Genomic DNA, 12,846 nt, shown 5'->3' on the forward strand with positions numbered 1-12,846 from the left:
GGCGACGACGCGGAGCGTCGGCAACCGACGACAACGCCGCAGATGTGCGTGCCCTGCCCCGCGACCCGCCACATGATCCAAACGACACGCCCTAGGGCGTGCCGGGGGCCTCTGAGAGACTGGGGCGCGATGACAGAGACAGCACACCCGCGGACCGCCCCCCTGCGCGCCCGCGCCGAGATCGATCTGGCCGCCCTGCGGGCCAACGTACGGGCCCTGCGCGCCCACGCGCCGGCCGCGGCGCTGATGGCCGTGGTCAAGTCCGACGCGTACGGCCACGGCGCGGTCCCGTGTGCCCGCGCGGCGCGCGAGGCGGGCGCCACCTGGCTCGGCACGGCCACCCCGGAGGAGGCGCTCGCGCTGCGTGCGGCCGGCATCCCGGGCCGTGTCATGTGCTGGCTCTGGACCCCGGGCGGCCCCTGGGCCGAGGCGATCGAGGCCGACCTCGACGTGTCGGTGAGCGGGATGTGGGCGCTGCGCGAGGTCACGGCCGCCGCCGAGGCCGTCGGCGCGCCCGCCCGCGTACAGCTCAAGGCCGACACCGGCCTCGGCCGCAGTGGCTGCCAGCCCGCCGACTGGCCCGAGCTGGTCGCCGCCGCCCTCGCCGCCGAGGCCCGCGGGCTGGTCACCGTCACCGGCCTGTGGTCGCACCTGGCCTGCGCCGACGAACCGGGCCACCCCTCGATCCAGGCCCAACTGACGCTGTTCCGCGAGATGGTGGCCTACGCCGAGCGGCAGGGCCTGCGCCCCGAGGTGCGGCACATCGCCAACTCGCCGGCCACCCTGACCCTCCCGGAGAGCCACTTCGACCTCGTACGGACCGGGATCGCGGTCTACGGGATCTCGCCGAGCCCCGAGATCGGCGCCCCGGGTGACTTCGGGCTGCGGCCCGTGATGACGCTGAGCGCGTCGCTGGCCCTGGTGAAGCACGCCCCGGCCGGGCACGGCGTGAGCTACGGCCACCACTACGTCACCCCCGGCGAGACCACCCTCGGCCTGATCCCGGTCGGCTACGCGGACGGCATCCCCCGGCACGCCTCCGGCACCGGACCGGTCCTGGTCGCCGGCAAGTGGCGCACGGTCGCGGGCCGGGTGGCCATGGACCAGTTCGTCGTCGACCTCGGCGGCGACGAGCCCCAACCCGGCGCCCGCGCGGTCCTGTTCGGCCCCGGTGACCAGGGCGAGCCCACCGCCGAGGACTGGGCCCGCGCGGCGGGCACGATCGCGTACGAGATCGTGACGCGCATCGGAACCCGCGTTCCCCGCGTCTACGTGAAGGTGAACGAGGAACAAGTGGGGTAACACCCCGGGGGGCCGGACGGGTGGCGCGTGGCCGGAACCGCCGGCGCGCGGTCGGCGCGCGGTCAGTACGTACGCCGCAGCGGCCGAACAGTGCGTACGCCGGAACGGCCGAACACGGGAACGCGGAACGCGGGAACGCCGGAACGAGGAGGAGCGGGACGTGAGCGAGAGCAGCGCGGAGGCTGTCGTGGGTGCGGCCTCGGCCGCCGCCTCCGCCGGGAACTGGCGCCGGGCCGGAGTGGCCGGCGCCGCGATAGGCGTGGTCGCGGCGGGGGCCGCGGCCGGAGTCGCGATAGAGCGGCTCACGGTCGGCCGCGGCATGCGCAGGAAGGCCCGTCTCGCCCTCGACTCGGCCGGCCCCTACGGCACACTGCGCGGCACCCCGGGCAAGGCGTACGCCGACGACGGCACCGAGCTGTACTACGAGGTCGACGAGGTGGAGCCGGAGGCACCGCTCGGCTCGCGCCGGCGCCGGCTCTTCGGCCGCAAGGCTCCCGCCCCCGTCACCGTCGTCTTCAGCCACGGCTACTGCCTCAACCAGGACTCCTGGCACTTCCAGCGGGCCGCGCTGCGCGGTGTGGTCCGCACGGTCCACTGGGACCAGCGCAGCCACGGCCGCTCCGGGCGGGGCGCCGCCCAGGCCAAGGACGGCACGCCGGTCACCATCGACCAGCTCGGCGGCGACCTGAAGGCCGTCATCGACGCGGCGGTGTCGGAGGGGCCGATCGTGCTCGTCGGGCACTCCATGGGCGGCATGACCGTGATGGCCCTCGCGGACCGGTTCCCCGAGCTGATCCGGGACCGGGTCGTCGCCGTCGCCCTGGTCGGTACGTCGTCGGGGCGGCTCGGCGAGGTCAACTTCGGGCTGCCCGTCGCGGGCGTCAACGCGGTGCGGCGGGTGCTCCCGGGTGTGCTGAAGGCGCTCGGGCAGCAGGCCGCCCTGGTGGAGCGCGGCCGGCGGGCCACGGCCGATCTGTTCGCCGGGGTCATCAAGCGGTACTCGTTCGCCGGGCGGGACGTCGACCCGGCGATCGAGCGGTTCGCCGAGCGGATGATCGAGGGCACGCCGATCGACGTGGTCGCCGAGTTCTACCCGGCGTTCACCGACCACGACAAGACGGCCGCGCTCGCCCGCTTCGCGGACCTGCCCGTCCTCGTCCTCGCCGGGGTCAAGGACCTGGTGACCCCGAGCGAGCACAGCGAGGCCATCGCCGACCTGCTGCCGGACGCCGAGCTGGTGCTCGTCCCCGACGCGGGGCACCTCGTCATGCTGGAGCATCCCGAGGTCGTCACCGACCGCCTCGCCGACCTGCTGACGCGCGCGGGAGCCGTCCCGGCAGGAGCTACGGTGGGTGGCTATGGAAGCACCAGCAGCAGCGCACAACCCGGCTGAGTCCACGCGGGACGGGGCCGGCGCGCGGATCACTGTCACCTCCCCCGAACAGATGCAGGAGCTGGGCCGCACGCTGGCCGGACTGCTGCGCGCCGGCGACCTCGTGATGCTGAACGGCGAGCTGGGGGCGGGCAAGACCACGCTGACCCGGGGCCTCGGCGAGGGGCTCGGCGTGCGGGGCGCGGTCACCTCCCCGACGTTCGTCATCGCCCGGGTGCACCCCTCCCTCGTCGACGGGCCGCCGCTCGTGCACGTGGACGCGTACCGGCTCGGCGGCGGGCTGGACGAGATGGAGGACCTCGACCTCGACGTCTCGCTCTCCGACTCGGTGATCGTCGTGGAGTGGGGCGAGGGCAAGGTCGAGGAGCTGACCGAGGACCGGCTGCACATCGACATCCACCGCGCGGTCGGCGACACCACCGACGAGGTCCGCCACGTCACCCTCACCGGCCTCGGCGCGCGCTGGGCCGGGGCGGGCATCGAGAACCTGGAGACTCCGGCCTCCTGATCCCGGCTCCCTGATCCCGGCTCCCTGATCCCGGCCTCCTGATCCCGGCCTCCTGATCCCGGCTCCCTGATCCCGGCCTCCTGATCCCGGCTCCCTGGCCGCGGTCCGGCGGCCGGTCGGCAGGGTGGGTATCCGACAGGGTGTCGGGAAGATATTGCGTTTCGTGGTCCGGGCGTGGTCACATGGACGTCAGTGCGTGGTTAGGTCTACCTAACCACGCTGGCCCCCGAAGCTCCAGGAGGCGTCCATGTCGGCTTCAGAGTCGGCCGCAGTGCCGGCCTCGGACCGTGGCGTGCCGGTGGCGCCGCGCGCGACGGGCGGCGTGTCGATGCGTGACCTGCTGGCGGCCTGCGCCGCGGCGGAGGCCGTCTCCCGGCCGCCCCGCGCCCCGCTGGCCGAGCCGCGCGCCGTCGAGGAACCCCGCCGCGCCGCCTGACGCGAGCGGGCGGGTACGGGGACGTGCGGGGCGTCTGGTGTCCGGAGGCGTGCGTGGCGCCCGGTGTCCGGAGGCGTGCGTACGAAGGCGGGCGGGGCGGCCGGGGTCCGGAGGGGTCGCCTACTTGATGACGACGATCTTCTCGCCCACCGTCGCGAACTCCCACAGCGCGTCCGCGTCGGCGCGGGACGTCCGGATGCCGCCGAGCTTCTTCTCCGGGTCCGGCGCGGTCGTCGAGCCGTCCACCGCCGCGCTGAACCCGATCGCGACGCCGCCCACCAGCGTGAACCGCACGAGGTGCTCGATGCGCACGCCGTCGGAGCCGGTGATCGAGCCCGCCCGAGTCGTCACGCCGTACGTACCGGGGGCCGGGTCGACCGTGCCGGGCGTGACCTTGAAGGTGCGCCGCACCTTGCCGCTCGCCTCGACCAGCCAGACCCGGTCGTCGTCGGTCGAGTACACGACCCGCTCGCCGGTGCCGGACCGGGCCGGCAGCGCCGCCGGGTTCTTCTTGTCCCGGGGCGCCTTGGACGCGGCGGCCTTGGGTGTCGCGCTCGCGTCCGGTTTGCCCAGGTTGTCCGGCACGTTCGCGGACGCCTGGTAGGCGAGGAAGCCGACTACGGCGAGTGCCGCCGCGGTGAGCCCGGCCACGATTCCCGAGCTGCTCCTAGCCACCGTGTGTGCCCACCTCTCGACCTTCGTACGTCTTTGCTGTGACGGTAGCAGCAGAGGGACGGGACTCCCGGGCGGCCGTACGTCCGGCTCGGGCGCCGTAGGCTGTTTGCGTGCTCTTGCTCGCTCTGGATACCGCCACTCCCGCCGTCACCGTCGCCCTGCACGACGGGACGTCCGTCGTCGCCTCGTCGAGCCAGGTGGACGCGCGACGGCACGGGGAACTGCTGCTGCCGGCCGTCGACCGGGTGCTCACCGAGGCCGGTCTCGGCCTCGACGCCGTCACCGGCGTCGTCGTGGGCGTCGGCCCCGGCCCGTACACCGGCCTGCGGGTCGGCCTGATGACCGCCGACACCTTCGGACTCGCCCTCGGCGTGCCCGTGCACGGCCTGTGCACCCTCGACGGGCTCGCCTACGCGGCCGGCGTCGAGGGTCCCTTCGTCGTCGCCACGGACGCCCGCCGCAAGGAGGTCTACTGGGCGCGGTACTCCGGCCCCCGTAGCCGGGTGTCGGAGCCCGCCGTGGACCGGCCCGCCGAGATCGCCGAGGCGGTCGCCGGGCTGCCCGCCGTCGGCGCGGGCGCGCTCCTCTACCCCGACACCTTCCCGGACGCCCGCCCGCCCGAGCACGTCTCGGCCGCCGCGCTCGCCTCGCTCGCCGCCGAGAAGCTGGCCGCGGGCGAGGAACTGGAGCCGCCCCGGCCGCTGTACCTGCGCCGCCCGGACGCGCAGGTGCCCAAGAACTACAAGGTGGTCACCCCGAAGTGACCGCCGAGCTGCGCGAGATGCGCTGGTGGGACATCGATCCCGTACTGGAGCTGGAGAAGGAACTTTTCCCCGTCGACGCCTGGTCGCGGGGCATGTTCTGGTCCGAGCTGGCCCACGCGCGCGGGCCGCAGGCGACCCGCCGCTATGTGGTGGCCTGCGACGGCGACCTGCTCGTCGGCTACGCGGGGCTCGCCGCCTCCGGCGACCTCGGCGACGTGCAGACCATCGCCGTGCGCCGCGACCAGTGGGGCACCGGCCTCGGCTCCCGGCTGCTCACCGAACTGCTGCGGGCCGCCACCGCCTTCGACTGCGCCGAGGTGATGCTGGAGTGCCGCGTGGACAACGTGCGCGCCCAGAAGCTCTACGAGCGCTTCGGCTTCGAGCCCATCGGCTTCCGGCGCGGCTACTACCAGCCGGGGAACGTGGACGCCCTGGTGATGCGGCTGCACGACCCCTCCACCTCCGTACAAGGAACAGAGACCCATGGCTGACGAACCTCTCGTCCTCGGCATCGAGACCTCCTGCGACGAGACCGGTGTCGGCGTCGTCCGCGGCACCACGCTGCTCGCGGACGCCATCGCGTCGAGCGTCGACGAGCACGCCCGCTTCGGCGGTGTGGTGCCCGAGGTCGCCTCCCGCGCGCACCTGGAGGCGATGGTGCCGACCATCGAACGGGCGCTGAAGGAGGCCGGGGTCTCGCCCAGGGACCTGGACGGCATCGCCGTCACCGCCGGGCCCGGCCTCGCCGGGGCGCTGCTGGTCGGGGTCTCGGCCGCCAAGGCGTACGCCTACGCGCTCGGCAAGCCGCTCTACGGCGTCAACCACCTCGCCTCGCACATCTGCGTGGACCAGTTGGAGCACGGCGCGCTGCCCGAGCCGACGATGGCGCTGCTGGTGTCCGGCGGGCACTCCTCGCTGCTGCTGTCCACTGACATCACCTCCGACGTCCGGCCGATGGGCGCGACCATCGACGACGCGGCCGGCGAGGCCTTCGACAAGATCGCCCGGGTGCTGAACCTCGGCTTCCCCGGCGGCCCGGTCATCGACCGGTACGCGAAGGAGGGCGACCCGTCGGCGATCGCGTTCCCGCGCGGTCTGACCGGCCCGCGCGACCCGGCGTACGACTTCTCCTTCTCCGGTCTGAAGACCGCCGTGGCCCGCTGGATCGAGGCGAAGCGGGCGGCGGGGGAGGACGTGCCGGTGCGCGATGTCGCCGCGTCCTTCCAGGAGGCCGTGGTGGACGTGCTCACCCGCAAGGCCGTCCGCGCCTGCAAGGACCAGGGCGTCGACCACCTGATGATCGGCGGCGGCGTGGCCGCCAACTCGCGGCTGCGGGCGCTCGCCCAGGAGCGCTGCGAGGCCGCGGGTATCCGGCTGCGGGTGCCGCGCCCCAAGCTGTGCACGGACAACGGCGCGATGGTGGCCGCGCTGGGCGCCGAGATGGTCGCCCGCAACCGGGCCGCCTCCGACTGGGACCTGTCCGCGGACTCGTCCCTGCCGGTGACCGACCCGCACGTGCCGGGACACGCCCACACCCACACGCACACGCACGACCACGTGCACGAGGTCTCGAAGGAGAACCTCTACTCGTGACCGTCGCGCTGATGTGGGAGGCCCGTGCCGTCGCCGGGAAGGGCGGGGAACTGCTCGCCTGGGTGCGGCGGCAGGATCTCGCGGCGGAGCCGGTCCGCCGCGAGATCCTGCGGGCGTCCGAGGACCGGGTCCTCGTCATCACCTGGTGGGACGCCCCCTACGACGCCGACCTGCCCGAACTGCCGGAGCCGGACGCCGAGTTGGTGACCCGCGCCGTGCACCGGTGGCGGTTCGAGTCGGTGACCGGAGACTGACGCGACTGTCCGGCCCAGGGCCGGCAGGGGGGCGGACAGTCGCGGGCGCCCGCGTACGCCTCAGAACCCGCCGTACGCGGGGTGCGGCTCAGGACCCGGCCATACGCTCAGGACCCGTCGTGCGGCTCAGGACCCGGCCATACGCTCAGGACCCGTCGTGCGGCTCAGGACCCGGCCATACGACTCCGGACCCGCCGTGCGGCTCAGGACCCGGCCGGCACCTCGTCGGCGGCCACCTCTTCCGTCCACACCTCGCAGTGCACCCGCCGGTCCGTGCCCAGCACCCGGCGGGGACCGGTCAGGGTCAGGCGGGCGGTGTGCCGGGGCTCCGCGCTCGACGCCGCAAGCCGCAGTTCCAGCGCGCCCGGCTCGACCACCCGCTCGCCCGCGCGGTCGGTGAAGGCGGACAGGTCCGCGTGGAAGCCGAAGGCGACCCGGCGGGCCTCGCCGGGTTCCAGGGCCAGGCGCCGGTAGCCGATCAGCCGTACGTCCGGGCGGGTCACCGACGCCACCGGGTCGTGCAGGTAGAGCTGGACGACCTCGGCGCCCGCCCGGTCGCCGGTGTTGCGGACGGTGAGCGACACCTCGTACGAGCCGTCCGTCGTGATCTCCGCGTCCGTCCCCGTGAAGTCCTCCCAGGCGAACGTCGTGTACGAGCGACCGTGGCCGAAGGGGTGCAGCGGGGTCGGGTCCAGGTTGCTGACCTCGCCGGCGAGGCCGAGCGGGGGCTGGAGGTAGGTCCACGGCTGGCCGCCGGGCGACCGGGGCACGCTCACCGGGAGGCGCCCGGAGGGGTTGACCCGGCCGGACAGCACGCCGGCCACCGCCGGGCCGCCCTCCTCGCCGGGGAAGAAGGCCTGCACCACCGCGCCCAGCCGGCCGTCCCAGCGGCCCAGCGCGTAGGGCCGGCCGGTGAGCAGGACCAGCACCACCGGGACACCGGTGGCGACCAAGGCGTCCAGCAACTCCCCCTGAACACCGGGGAGTTGGAGGTCGGGGGCGTCGCAGCCCTCGCCGGAGGTGCCCCGGCCGAACAGCCCGGCCCGGTCGCCGAGGACCGCCACGCACACATCGGCCTCGGACGCCCGCGCCACCGCCTCCGCGAAACCGGCCCGGTCCGGGTCCGAGACCTCGCAGCCCCGCGCGAACGTCACCTTGGCGTCCGGGAGTTCGGCCCGCAGGGCGTCGAGCACGGTGGGGATGGCGATGCCCGTCGGCACCTCGGGGTGGTGGGTGAGGACATGGGAGGGGAAGGAGTAGCAGCCGAGCATCGCGAGCGGGTCCGCCGCGCGCGGGCCGACGACCGCGACCCGGGTTCCGGAGGCCAGCGGCAGCACCCCGGCCGGGTTGTCCAGCAGCACCACGGACTCCTCGGCCAGCCGGCCGGCCAGGGCGCGGTTGGCCGGCGAGTCCAGGTCGACGGGCCCCTCGGGCTCCGGCCTCCAGTCCTCGTCGAGCAGGCCCAGCTCGCACTTCTGGAGCAGTACGCGGCGGGCCGCCCGGTCGATCAGCGACTCCGGGGTGGTTCCATTCCGTACGGCGTCCACGAGGGGTTTTCCGTAGCAGTTCACGGTCGGCAGCTCGACGTCGATGCCGGCCTCCAGTGCCGCGTGCGCCGCCTCGGCGGGGCTGCCGGCCACCCGGTGCAGGGTCTGGAGGAAACCGACGCCGAAGTAGTCGGCGACCACGGTTCCGGTGAACCCCCAGTGCTCCCGCAGGAGTTCGGTGAGCAGGCGGGCGTCCGCCGACGCCGGGACGCCGTCCGTCTCGTTGTAGGCGGCCATCACCGAACGGGCGCCGCCCTCGCGCAGCGCCATCTCGAACGGCGGGAGTGTGACGTCCGCGAACTCCCGGCTGCCCGCCCGGACCGGCGCGAGGTTCCGGCCGCCCACCGAGGCGGCGTAGCCGGCGAAGTGCTTCAGGGTGGCGACGATCCCGGCCGACTCCAGACCCCGCACGTACGCCGTGCCGACCGTGCCGACCAGGTAGGGGTCCTCGCCGATCGTCTCCTCCACCCGGCCCCAGCGCAGATCGCGGACCACGTCGAGCACGGGGGCGAGGCCCTGGTGGACGCCGACCGAGCGCAGGTCGCCGCCGATGCGCCGGCCCAGCTCCTCGACCAGCTCCGGGTCGAAGGTGGCGCCCCAGGCGAGCGGGACGGGGTAGGCCGTCGCCCGCCAGGCCGTGAACCCGGCGAGGCACTCCTCGTGGGCGACGGCCGGGATGCCGAAGCGGCCGGCCTTCGCGATCGCCCGCTGGGCGCGGGCCAGCGCCCGCGCGCCGAGCGCCGGTTCCACCGGGGCGGTGCCGAAGGAGCGGGTGAGCTGGCCGAGGCCGAGTGTGATCAGCTCGTCCCAGTCGTGGTCGGCGGTCATCTCGTGCTGGAGCGGGGCGACTCCGTCGCCGTCCGTCGCCGCGCCCACCCACACGCCGTAGAGCTGGGCGGTCTTCTCCTCCAGGGTCATCCGGGAGAGCAGGTCGTCGACGCGGACCTCGGCGGTCAGTGCGGGGTCGCGCCAGGGAGCGGTGGTCATGAAACTCCTGTCAGAGAGAAGGGGTCGCACTGCCCCTGGTGGTACGCGTTCACTTGCCGCCCACACCCATCAGGCCGCCGACCAGCGCGCGGCGGGCCACCAGGTACACCGCGAAGATGGGCACGCCGGAGAGGACCACGGAGGCGAGCAGCGCGGGGATGTCCACGCCGAACTCGCTGACGTAGGTGAACAGGCCGAGGGTCAGGACCCGGGGGCCGTCGGACTGCGTGAAGATCAGCGGGAAGAGGAGGCCGTTCCAGGCCTGGAGTGCCGCGTAGACGACCACGGTGCCGATGCCGCCCTTGGCCAGCGGGACGGCGAGCTGGAACAGCATCCGGGTGGTGGAGGCGCCGTCCAGCGCCATCGCCTCGTACAGGTCCTCCGAGATGTCCCGCAGGGTGCCGGTGAGGATGAGGACCGACACCGGCATGGCGAACGCGGCCGTCGGCAGGATGATCGCGAGCAGGCTGTCGTACAGGTCCAGCTTGGCGATCATCAGGTAGAGGGGGACCACGACGGCCTGGGCCGGGATCGCGACGCCCAGCAGGAACAGCCGGAAGGCCGCCCCCGACCAGACGCTCCGGGTGCGTACGGCGACGTAGGACAGCGGGACGCACAGCGCGAGGACGATCACCACGACCGCCGCCGCCACGAGCGCGGTGTTCCACAGCAGGTGGCCGAAGCCGTTGTGCAGGACGGTGCTGTAGTTGTCGAGGGTCGGATGGGCGGGCGGCTTCAGGGCGTTGTGGCCGAGCGCCTCGCTCTGGTGGGTGAGCGAGGACGAGATCATCGCGTAGACCGGGACGATCACGACGGCCAGCCAGAGCACCGAGCCGAGCCCGGCGAGCGGGTTGGCGCGCCGGGACCAGTGCCCGCGGCGGGGCGGTGCGGGGTCTTCGGCCGGGGCCGGGGCGGGCTTCACGGGGCGCCGCAGCGTGTCGTGTGACACCACGTCACATTCCTTCCCTGGTACTGCGCATCGCGCCGAAGCCGGACAGCCGCACCATCAGCAGGGACAACGCGGTCGCGGCGATCACCAGGAACGAGGCGACCGCGCTCGCGTAGCCGAAGTCGTAGCTCTTGAAGCCCGCCTCGTACATCAGGTACGGCAGGATCGCGGTGTCGGTGCCGGGGCCGCCCTGGGTGAGGATGAGGACCGTCTCGAAGTAGGTGAGCGAGCCGACGACCATGAGCACCCCGGAGGTGGTGGCCGTGTTGCGGAGCTGCGGCAGGGTGATCGCGAAGAACTGCCGCAGGCGTCCGGCGCCGTCGATGGCCGCCGCCTGGTAGAGCACCTCGGGGATCTGCCGTGCGCCGCCCTGGTAGATCAGCGTGTGGAACGGGATGAACTGCCAGCCGCCGACGAACACGATCGCGAGGAACGCGCCGCTGGTCGTGCCGAGGGTGTCCGCGTGGATGATGCCGAAGTTCGGGTCGAGCAGCGCGTAGAACAGCAGCGAGATCGCGGTCGACGAGAGCAGGAACGGTGTGAAGAACACCGCCGAGAGGATCGCGCGGTTGCGCTGCCGGCCCGCCGCCCAGACGCCCAGCAGCAGCGAGATCACCGTCTGGAACACCCAGCTCGCCACGGTCAGCCCGACGGTGACCGTCAGCGACTGGGTCAGCCGGTCGTCGTCGAGGAGCTTGCGCCAGTTCTCCAGGCCCACCGGCCGGGGGTCGCCCAGGCCGTTCCATCGCGTGAACGACAGATAGAAGGCGAGGGCCATCGGGGCGACGGCGAAGAACGCGAAGAACAGGATTCCGGGCAGGGCCAGCACCGCGCTCGGACGGCCCGCTCTGTCCCGTCCCGCTCTGTCCCGGCCCGCCCTGTCCCGGCCCACCCGGTCCCGGCCGGTGCGGCGGGGGCGGCCGGCCGTGTCGGGGCCGGTGGAGCGGGGGCGGCCCGGGGTGGGCGGGCCGCCCTTGACGTGCGTGGCGCTCACTTCAGCTCCTTGAGCGCGGACACGAACCGCTCCGGCGAGGACTTGCCCACGAACAGCTTGTTGACCTCGGTGAGCATCGGGGTCGACACGTTCGGGGCGACGGCCTGGTCCCAGCTCAGCGTGAACGCCGGGGCGTCCTGCACCATCTGGTACTGGAACTTCGCGAACTCCGGGTTGGGGGAGGCGTCCAGCAGGCTCGCGGCGTTCGAGGTGGCCGGCACGTCGCCGTTGGCGATCAGTTCCTTGGTGTAGGCCTCGGACGCGCTGTCCCGCAGGAAGGCGATCGCCGCGTCCTTGTTGGAGGTACGGGCGTTCACCGACCAGTAGTTGGTGGGGTTGCCGACCACGTTGCGGATGTCGCCCGAGCCGCCCTCGATCTTCGGGAAGGCGCACCAGCCGAGGTTCTTCCTGGCGAAGTCCGGGAACTTGCCGAGCTGCGTGGAGTACTCCCACGAGCCCATCAGGTGCATCGCCGCCCTGCCCTTGGCGAAGACCGCGGGGGCGCCGCCGTTGCCGTAGCCGACCGAGCTGTAGCCCTTGCCGAAGGCGCCGTCGTCGATCAGCTCCTTGACGGTCTGCGCGGCCTTGAGGACGGCCGGGTCGCCCCAGCCGGAGGTGTCGCCGTTCTTGATTTTGTCGAAGACGTCCGGGCCGCCGATCCGGTCGACCAGGTACTCCAGCCACATCAGCTCGGGCCAGATGTCCGAGCCGCCGAGCGCGAAGGGGGTGATCCCGGCCTTCTTCAGCTTGGCGTTGTTGTCGAGGAGCTGGTCCCAGGTGGTGGGCGGCTGGAGCTTGTGCTCCGCGAAGACGGTCTTGTTGTAGAAGAGGATCACCGGCTGCATGCCCCGCATCGGGACGCCGTAGTTCTTGCCGTCCAGCCCGCCCGCGCCGAGCACCGAGGGCAGGAAGCCGCTCTTCAGCACCGCGTCGGAGGCGATGACGTCGGTCAGGTCGACGAGCTGTCCGGCGTCCTTGTACGCCTTGATCGAGCCGCCGCCCCAGTTGAAGAACACGTCGGGGGCGTTGGGCGAGCCCATCGCGGTGCGCAGCTTCGCCGGGTAGTCGGTGGCGGGCACCTTCTGGAGCTTGACCGTGCCCTTGGTCTTCTTCGCGGCGGCGGACGCGTTGAACCGGCTGACGGACTTGACCTGGATCTTCGCCGCGTCGTCGCCGTACACGAACGCGGTGAGTGTGTCGCCGCCGCCGCCCGAACCACTGCCGGAGCCGCAGGCGGTGAGCCCGCCGACGGAGGCCAGGGCGGTCGCGCCCGCGCCGAGGAACCAGCGTCTGCTGTAGGACTCCATGGGACGGCACCTCTCGGTATGCGCGAGGACTCAGCGGTGAGCCGTCGCGAATGTTTCGAGCAGAACAACGAATGTTCCGGGAACGTAAGGCGATCCAGAGGGTTCGTCAAGAGGTCGCGCAGGGATACGATCGCGGG

13 protein-coding genes are annotated in these 12,846 nt (G+C 73.0%); 8 read left to right on the forward strand and 5 right to left on the reverse strand.

Going from position 1 to position 12,846, the window contains the following annotated elements:
* Window positions 1-129: 129 nt before the first annotated feature.
* From alr to AB0912_RS28120, 4 genes are all read left to right on the forward strand, one after another.
* Window positions 130-1,302: an alanine racemase gene (gene alr / locus AB0912_RS28105; protein ID WP_366704596.1), complete on the forward strand. Its 1,173-nt coding sequence runs from the start codon at window positions 130-132 to the stop codon at window positions 1,300-1,302.
* A gap of 160 nt (window positions 1,303-1,462) precedes the next feature.
* On the forward strand, window positions 1,463-2,695 hold the full coding sequence (locus tag AB0912_RS28110; protein ID WP_366704598.1) for an alpha/beta hydrolase: 1,233 nt from the start codon (window positions 1,463-1,465) through the stop codon (window positions 2,693-2,695).
* Window positions 2,661-3,203 (forward strand): tRNA (adenosine(37)-N6)-threonylcarbamoyltransferase complex ATPase subunit type 1 TsaE, encoded by a 543-nt coding sequence (gene tsaE / locus AB0912_RS28115; protein ID WP_366704600.1) that lies wholly within the window; start codon window positions 2,661-2,663, stop codon window positions 3,201-3,203. Before AB0912_RS28110 ends, tsaE begins: the two co-directional genes overlap by 35 nt.
* 247 nt (window positions 3,204-3,450) lie before the next feature.
* Window positions 3,451-3,639, forward strand: a complete 189-nt coding sequence (locus AB0912_RS28120; protein WP_366704602.1) for a hypothetical protein — start codon at window positions 3,451-3,453, stop codon at window positions 3,637-3,639.
* Between the two features lie 120 nt (window positions 3,640-3,759).
* On the opposite strand, the gene AB0912_RS28125 is transcribed toward AB0912_RS28120, so the two are convergent.
* Complete coding sequence (locus AB0912_RS28125) at window positions 3,760-4,314, reverse strand: L,D-transpeptidase (protein WP_366704604.1); 555 nt, start codon at window positions 4,312-4,314, stop codon at window positions 3,760-3,762.
* Window positions 4,315-4,424: 110 nt separating this feature from the next.
* Here AB0912_RS28125 and tsaB point away from each other — a divergent pair, with 110 nt between their 5' ends.
* The 4 genes from tsaB to AB0912_RS28145 are packed head-to-tail and all read left to right on the forward strand — an operon-like array spanning window position 4,425 to window position 6,925.
* Window positions 4,425-5,078: a tRNA (adenosine(37)-N6)-threonylcarbamoyltransferase complex dimerization subunit type 1 TsaB gene (gene tsaB / locus AB0912_RS28130; protein ID WP_366704606.1), complete on the forward strand. Its 654-nt coding sequence runs from the start codon at window positions 4,425-4,427 to the stop codon at window positions 5,076-5,078.
* A gap of 17 nt (window positions 5,079-5,095) precedes the next feature.
* A complete protein-coding gene (gene rimI, locus AB0912_RS28135; RefSeq protein WP_366704660.1) occupies window positions 5,096-5,569 on the forward strand; it encodes a ribosomal protein S18-alanine N-acetyltransferase in 474 nt (157 codons plus the stop codon).
* Window positions 5,562-6,671, forward strand: coding sequence for a tRNA (adenosine(37)-N6)-threonylcarbamoyltransferase complex transferase subunit TsaD (gene tsaD, locus AB0912_RS28140; protein ID WP_366704608.1), 1,110 nt, complete (start codon window positions 5,562-5,564; stop codon window positions 6,669-6,671). Before rimI ends, tsaD begins: the two co-directional genes overlap by 8 nt.
* Entirely contained in the window at window positions 6,668-6,925 is a 258-nt protein-coding gene (locus AB0912_RS28145) for a hypothetical protein (protein ID WP_366704610.1), read from the forward strand. Before tsaD ends, AB0912_RS28145 begins: the two co-directional genes overlap by 4 nt.
* A 203-nt stretch (window positions 6,926-7,128) precedes the next feature.
* On the opposite strand, the gene AB0912_RS28150 is transcribed toward AB0912_RS28145, so the two are convergent.
* The 4 genes from AB0912_RS28150 to AB0912_RS28165 form a co-directional block, all read right to left on the reverse strand.
* Window positions 7,129-9,459, reverse strand: a complete 2,331-nt coding sequence (locus tag AB0912_RS28150; RefSeq protein WP_366704612.1) for a glycoside hydrolase family 3 N-terminal domain-containing protein — start codon at window positions 9,457-9,459, stop codon at window positions 7,129-7,131.
* Between the two features lie 49 nt (window positions 9,460-9,508).
* Window positions 9,509-10,381, reverse strand: a complete 873-nt coding sequence (locus tag AB0912_RS28155) for a carbohydrate ABC transporter permease (protein WP_366704662.1) — start codon at window positions 10,379-10,381, stop codon at window positions 9,509-9,511.
* A 31-nt stretch (window positions 10,382-10,412) separates the two neighbouring features.
* Entirely contained in the window at window positions 10,413-11,300 is an 888-nt protein-coding gene (locus AB0912_RS28160; RefSeq protein WP_366704664.1) for a sugar ABC transporter permease, read from the reverse strand.
* Between the two features lie 98 nt (window positions 11,301-11,398).
* Window positions 11,399-12,709 carry an extracellular solute-binding protein gene (locus AB0912_RS28165; RefSeq protein ID WP_366704614.1) on the reverse strand — a complete coding sequence of 437 codons (1,311 nt, stop codon included), beginning with the start codon at window positions 12,707-12,709 and terminating at the stop codon, window positions 11,399-11,401.
* Window positions 12,710-12,846: the final 137 nt, after the last annotated feature.

The organism is Streptomyces sp. NPDC007084 (assembly GCF_040703595.1).
Lineage (GTDB): Bacteria > Actinomycetota > Actinomycetes > Streptomycetales > Streptomycetaceae > Streptomyces.

Bases quoted from the DNA above. Each gene is read 5' to 3' on its own strand.
- alr (WP_366704596.1), top strand. From the start codon at position 130: ATGACAGAGACAGCACACCCGCGGACCGCCCCCCTGCGCGCCCGCGCC.
- tsaE (WP_366704600.1), top strand. From the start codon at position 2,661: ATGGAAGCACCAGCAGCAGCGCACAACCCGGCTGAGTCCACGCGGGAC.
- AB0912_RS28120 (WP_366704602.1), top strand. From the start codon at position 3,451: ATGTCGGCTTCAGAGTCGGCCGCAGTGCCGGCCTCGGACCGTGGCGTG.
- rimI (WP_366704660.1), top strand. From the start codon at position 5,096: ATGCGCTGGTGGGACATCGATCCCGTACTGGAGCTGGAGAAGGAACTT.
- tsaD (WP_366704608.1), top strand. From the start codon at position 5,562: ATGGCTGACGAACCTCTCGTCCTCGGCATCGAGACCTCCTGCGACGAG.
- AB0912_RS28150 (WP_366704612.1), bottom strand. From the start codon at position 9,459: ATGACCACCGCTCCCTGGCGCGACCCCGCACTGACCGCCGAGGTCCGC.
- AB0912_RS28165 (WP_366704614.1), bottom strand. From the start codon at position 12,709: ATGGAGTCCTACAGCAGACGCTGGTTCCTCGGCGCGGGCGCGACCGCC.